The organism is Stenotrophomonas sp. HMWF003, from assembly GCF_003061285.1.
Lineage (GTDB): Bacteria > Pseudomonadota > Gammaproteobacteria > Xanthomonadales > Xanthomonadaceae > Stenotrophomonas > Stenotrophomonas maltophilia_AP.
Genome location: NZ_QAIW01000013.1, coordinates 1 through 5279, shown reverse-complemented (window position 1 = coordinate 5279; position 5279 = coordinate 1). Strand labels below are relative to the sequence as shown.

6 protein-coding genes are annotated in these 5279 nt (G+C 68.9%); 2 read left to right on the top strand and 4 right to left on the bottom strand.

Annotation, left to right across the window (positions count from 1 at the left end; genetic code table 11):
• Window positions 1-49: 49 nt before the first annotated feature.
• Entirely contained in the window at window positions 50-946 is an 897-nt protein-coding gene (locus DBR34_RS00500) for a LysR family transcriptional regulator (RefSeq protein WP_128095260.1), read from the top strand.
• 15 nt (window positions 947-961) lie between these two features.
• On the opposite strand, the gene DBR34_RS00495 is transcribed toward DBR34_RS00500, so the two are convergent.
• On the bottom strand, window positions 962-1453 hold the full coding sequence (locus DBR34_RS00495; protein WP_128095259.1) for a GNAT family N-acetyltransferase: 492 nt from the start codon (window positions 1451-1453) through the stop codon (window positions 962-964).
• A gap of 547 nt (window positions 1454-2000) precedes the next feature.
• Here DBR34_RS00495 and DBR34_RS00490 point away from each other — a divergent pair.
• The gene (locus DBR34_RS00490; RefSeq protein ID WP_128095258.1) at window positions 2001-3296 is read left to right on the top strand and encodes a TPM domain-containing protein; all 1296 of its coding nucleotides are present in this window, start codon (window positions 2001-2003) and stop codon (window positions 3294-3296) included.
• Window positions 3297-3302: 6 nt separating this feature from the next.
• Here the strand turns inward: DBR34_RS00490 and DBR34_RS00485 are convergent, their stop codons facing one another.
• The 3 genes from DBR34_RS00485 to DBR34_RS00480 form a co-directional block, all read right to left on the bottom strand.
• The gene (locus tag DBR34_RS00485; protein WP_128095257.1) at window positions 3303-3974 is read right to left on the bottom strand and encodes a VOC family protein; all 672 of its coding nucleotides are present in this window, start codon (window positions 3972-3974) and stop codon (window positions 3303-3305) included.
• Window positions 3975-4014: 40 nt separating this feature from the next.
• Window positions 4015-4170: a hypothetical protein gene (locus DBR34_RS21180; protein ID WP_181393856.1), complete on the bottom strand. Its 156-nt coding sequence runs from the start codon at window positions 4168-4170 to the stop codon at window positions 4015-4017.
• 78 nt (window positions 4171-4248) lie between these two features.
• Complete coding sequence (locus DBR34_RS00480) at window positions 4249-5250, bottom strand: aldo/keto reductase (protein WP_128095256.1); 1002 nt, start codon at window positions 5248-5250, stop codon at window positions 4249-4251.
• Window positions 5251-5279 lie beyond the last annotated feature (29 nt).

The following is a 5279-nucleotide window of genomic DNA, read 5'->3' as shown; positions in this document are numbered from 1 at the left end:
TTTCAAAAATGGTGAAAAACCCCCAATATCGTAGGCGGCCGTTTCATATATGAAACACTTTCCTTGGGACAACTTGATGGTGCTGCTGGCCGTTGTGCGCGGCGGCACCCTGCGCGAAGCCGCCAAGGCCGCACGGATGAGCACGGCCACGCTGTCGCGCCGGCTGGATGCGCTGGAAGAGCGCCTGGGCGGCAAGGTGGTGGAGCGCACGTCCACCGGCTGCATTCCCACCGAACTGGGGCAACGGGTGTTCGCGCTGGCCGAGCAGATGGAAGAGGCCGCCGACGAGATCGCCCGCGAGGCCGATACGCCCAAGGAGCTGGTGGGCACGGTGCGCATCAACGCCGACGAATGGGCCAGCTTCCTGCTGATCACCCTGCTGCCCGGGCTGAACCGCCTGCACCCAGGCCTGGGCGTGGAGGTGCTTACCTCGCGCGAGCCCTACAACCTGGCCCGCCGCGAGGCCGACGCCCTGCTGCGCTACGGCCCGCCCGACACCACCGACCTGCGCGGCGACCGCGTGGGGCGGGTGGAGTACGCGCTGTATGCCAACCAGGCCTACGCGGCGCGGCGGCAGGCGGCCATCGCCAACCAGGCGTGGCATGAACTGGAGTTCGTGGGGCTGGACGAGCCGCGCGTGGAGTTCGAGGTGGAACGCTGGCTGCGCACCTTGCCCGGCGCGAACCGCCCGTGGCTGCGCTGCAACTACTCGGTGGGCGTGCTGGACGGCGTGACCGCCGGCGGCGGGCTGGGAGTGATTGAACGCACGGTGGCCGAACACGTGGGCGGCCTGGTGCGCGTGCGCGATGCACCGGCGCTCAGCCAGGACGTGTGGCTGTGGACGCACCGCTCGCTGTATGAAACGCCGCGCTTCCAGGCCGTGCGCGATTTCCTCAAGCACGCCTGGCTCAACGCGGTGGCCGAACGCGCGCCACCGGCGGCGTAGGGGTGCGGGCGGGGGCTACGCCGCGCTGATCAGGAAGAAGTGGAAGTCCGAGTCATCGGGCGGTGCCGGCGTCTCAATGGTCAGGCCCATCTTCGGCAGGTTCCGGCGCCAGAACGCATGGGCCACCGTGTCGTTGCGGAACGTGGCCAGCAACCAGCGGCCGCTGCCCGGCACCACCAGGCGCGCAACCACCTCGCGTGCGATGCCCTTGCCGCGGTGCGTGGGCAGCACGAACAGGTCGGCCAGCTCGGGAATGCGGTCGCCCTGGAACTCCACCTCGTCCACCAGCACGAACCCGCACAGCACGCCGTCCAGCCACAGCAGCTGCGCCCACGCGGGCGTGTCGCGCAGGGCGGCTTCCACATCGGCGCGGGCGCAGTCGTAGGTGCCGTCGGGGGCAATCTGCTCGCCGCTCCAGGCCGATGCTTCGAAGTAATACAGCTGCAGCAGCCGGTGCAGCACGTCGGTGTCGGCCACCGCGGCGGCGGTGAGCGTGACTCCTCGCATGGGGGTATTCCTTTACGGTCGGGCGAGGGTGGCGGTCATCATAGGGGCGCGCCTGGCTGCTGCACAGGCCACGAATTCAGGCAGCTGAGCAGGCAATGCGCGCAGTGCGGAATATGGCCATTGCCTACCGCCATATGCGCTGCTGTTTGCCCCGAAACCCAGGCGTTGCAGGCATTGCGAGGCGAGGGCACGCGCGGCGGCATCTGGCTTGACGAATTTCTGAGATTTCTCCCACACGTCCTTAACCCGGCGCTGCACAGCATTGCCGCACCCCGGCATTCCGCCGGTGGGCTCCGGAGACCTTCCATGACCCAGCAGCGCAAGCAGGATTCCCAGAATCAACGCGACCAGCAGCAACAGCAGCAGGAAGAGCAGCAGCGCAACCAGAACCAGCAGCAGGGGTGGCAGGACGAGGAAGAGTGACGGCCCCCGGCACGGCCGCCCCCGGAAGCCCCGCGTGATGCGGGGCTTCTTCGTTTGCGCCGGCCTGCGGCGCATCGCGTAGCATGCGGGCATCAAGCAACCGGACGCTGTGATGCACGCCAGGATGACGCGACTGTTGCAGTGGGTAGTGGTGCTGTGCCTGCTGCCCGCACTGGCGCTGGCCGCGCCCACGCCCATCCCCGACCTGCACGACCCGGTGGTGGACACCGTGCAGGTGCTCTCGGCCGACGAGGCCCAGCAACTGCGCACCCAAGCGCTGGAGCTGCAGGCCCGCCGCGGTGCGCAGCTGCAGGTGCTGGTGGTGGACAGTGCCGGTGACGAGGGGATCGAAGCCTATTCGCAGCGGGTGTTCGATCAGTGGCAGATCGGCCGCAAGGGCGTGGACGATGGCGTATTGCTGCTGCTGGCCATGGGCGACCGCCGCGTGCGCATCCAGACCGGGTACGGGCTGGAAGGGGCCATCCCCGATGCGTACGCGCAGCGCATCATCGACCACGCCATCATTCCGCGCCTGCGCGAGGGCAAACCCGGCCAGGGGATCATCGAGGGCAGCGCGCTGCTGGTGGGCCTGATCGACGGCGAAGCGCTGCCGCTGCCCGCCGAGACCGATAACGTGGTGCGCCTACCGCAGGACTGGCGCCGCGGCGACAGCATCGTGGCGCTGGCCCTGCTGGCCGGGGCGCTGGTGGGTGCATGGGCCCGCCGTGCGGGGCAGCGTGGCGTGCCCAGCCGCTGGTGGCGGGTTCCGTCACTCATGCTTGCGGTGGTGTGCGTGGGCGCGTTGGCCTGCGCGTTGATCACCCCCGGTGCAACGGCCGCCTTGGCGATCGCCATGGGCATGCTGGTGCCGGTGGCCATGGTGCTGGGCTGGCTGTGGGTAGACAGCCGCCGGGCCCGCTGGGTGCTGTCGTTCCTGCTGATAGCCGCAGTGGCGGCCAGCGTGGCCAGTGTGTGGATGGGCCGGCCGGTTCCCAGCCTGGCGCTGCATGTGCTGCTGGTGTTTGTGCTGTCCATCGCGGTGGGCCTGGTCACCTTGTGGGTGGCCGCGCTGCGCACCAGCTGGCGCACCGGCAAGCTGGGCTTCTTCGTGCGACTGTTGTTCCTGTGCGGGGTGTCGGCGGTGTACGCGTGGCTGATCCATCGCACCTATGCGAAGTTCGGCGATGACGCGGGCCTGGTGATGGTGATTGCCGGTGGCTTCTTCCTCTACATCACCTGGACCATGGTGATGGGCTTCCACCAGCGCGCCCAGCCGGGCCGCCGGGGCAAAGGCGGGCGGCGCACAAGTCGCGTTGACCGCGACTCGGGGAGTTCGTCCAGCAGTTCGTCCAGCTCGTCCAGCAGCTGGTCCGGCGGTGGCGGGCGCAGTGGCGGCGGGGGTGCCTCGGGTAGCTGGTAGCCCGGGCTACGCCGACTGCACGCGCCAGCCCAGTGCGGCGTCTTCCAGCACGGCGTTGGCGGTCACGCCGCTCAGCCGCACCAGCAGGCCCTGCGCATTGGGCAGCCAGCGCTGCTCGGGGAACCAGCGGCGGGTCGCGTCCACCACGATCAGCAGGCCTTCGTCATCGCCCATGGGCGCGAAGTAGGGCGTGGGCGTGGACAGCGGCGCCAGGCCGAACGTGGTTTCAATCTGAGCCTGCAGCGCGGCGACGGCGTTGGTCGGCACGCCCACTTCGCTGATGCAGGTCATTTCGCTGCCGTGAAACGCGCCGGTGCGTTCCGACGCGGGCAGGCGACGGCGGGCGATGAGTTCGAGGATGAGGTCATCGGGCCCGGTGAAGTAGATGGATTCGGAATCCCACCGGCCTTCGAAGGTGAAATGCTCCTGGCCTTCGGCGTTGCGCTGGCGCGTGGCGCGCGCGTCCAGCCAGGCGGTGGCGGCAGCGAAGCGGTTGTGCGGCACGTTGAAGGCGAGGTGGACGCCGCCGACAGGGACATTGCCTGCGGGGATGAGGTGGAGCTGGCTCCAGCCGAGCGTGACCGTTGCGTCATGCACGGGAAGCTGCAGCACGTCGGCGAAATAGGCGGCCGTGGCGGCAACGTCGGCAGTGGGGAGCGTGAGCTGTTCAATGCGCATGCCTGCCATGGTGCGACGGTGCGTGGCAGGCGTCCAGTGGTTACGTGGCTGCGGGGATTTGCAGCTGTGCGGCCATGTGTTTGATCACCCCATGGATGATGGTGCGCAGCATGCGCATCTCACCTTCCAGGGTGACGCCGGCTACCAACCGCTCCCGCACCACCCACTGTTCAAGAGGGTGGCTCGGGGGCGTCATGGTCGCTATCGGCCGATGCTGCGCGTACGGGCAGACGCATGCTGCGCTACGGAGATGGCACTACGCCCACACTGCGCCTTACCCGGCCTGCGGCAGCGGTGCATCCACCGCCACCAACCCACGCGTGCGCAGCGCCTGCCAGAACGCAGCCGGAATCGCCGCATCAACCAGCGCCAGATTCTCCGCAATGCGGCTCGGCTGGCTGGCGCCGGGAATCACCGCCGCCACGGCCGGATGCGTCAGCGAGAACTGCAGGGCGGCCGCGCGGATGTCCACGTTGAACTCCGCGCACACCGCACGCAGGGCGTCCACGCGGGCCAGGATCTCGGGCGTGGCGAGCTGGTATTCGTAGTGCGTGCCACCGGCCAGGATGCCCGAGTTGTACGGCCCGCCCACTACGATGCCCAGGCCGCGCGCGGTGCTGGCCGGCATCAGGGTGCGCAGCGCGTCGGCGTGGTCCAGCAGCGTGTAGCGGCCGGCGATCAGGAAGCCATCCGGGTCGGCCTGCTGCAGCGCCATTTCGCACGGTTCGACGCGGTTGACGCCCAGCCCCCAGGCACGGATGACGCCTTCCTCGCGCAGCCGGGTCAGGGCCTTGGCGGCGCCGTTCATGGCGATGTCGAACACGTCGCGCCAGCCTTCGCCGTGGAAGTCGCGGGCGGGGTCGTGAATCCACACGATGTCCAGCCGGTCGGTCTTCAGGCGCGCCAGGCTGGCCTCGATGGCGCGCAGCGTGCCGTCGGCGGTGTAGTCGTAGACGATCTTGTTGGGCAGGCCGTGCTCGAACAGGCCACCCTTTTCGCCGAGGTCGCGCTGGGTGGTGTCTTCGCGCTCATCGAGGATCAACCGGCCCACCTTCGTGCTGAGCACGTAGTCGTCGCGCCGGTGTTGCTGCAGCGCCGTGCCCAGCCGGATTTCGGCAAGGCCGGCGCCGTACATGGGGGCGGCGTCGAAGTAGCGGATGCCCTGTTGCCAGGCGGCCTCAACGGTGTCGAGGGCTTCCTGTTCGGGGATGTTGCGGTACATGTTGCCAAGCGGGGCGGTGCCGAAGCCCAACCGGGTGGGGACTGAAATGCGCATGGGGGTCTCGATGTGGGGGAGGTGTGCGG

Coding starts and splice junctions, on each gene's coding strand:
- DBR34_RS00500 (WP_128095260.1), top strand. CDS start 50: ATGAAACACTTTCCTTGGGACAACTTGATGGTGCTGCTGGCCGTTGTG.
- DBR34_RS00495 (WP_128095259.1), bottom strand. CDS start 1,453: ATGCGAGGAGTCACGCTCACCGCCGCCGCGGTGGCCGACACCGACGTG.
- DBR34_RS00490 (WP_128095258.1), top strand. CDS start 2,001: ATGACGCGACTGTTGCAGTGGGTAGTGGTGCTGTGCCTGCTGCCCGCA.
- DBR34_RS00485 (WP_128095257.1), bottom strand. CDS start 3,974: ATGCGCATTGAACAGCTCACGCTCCCCACTGCCGACGTTGCCGCCACG.
- DBR34_RS21180 (WP_181393856.1), bottom strand. CDS start 4,170: ATGACGCCCCCGAGCCACCCTCTTGAACAGTGGGTGGTGCGGGAGCGG.
- DBR34_RS00480 (WP_128095256.1), bottom strand. CDS start 5,250: ATGCGCATTTCAGTCCCCACCCGGTTGGGCTTCGGCACCGCCCCGCTT.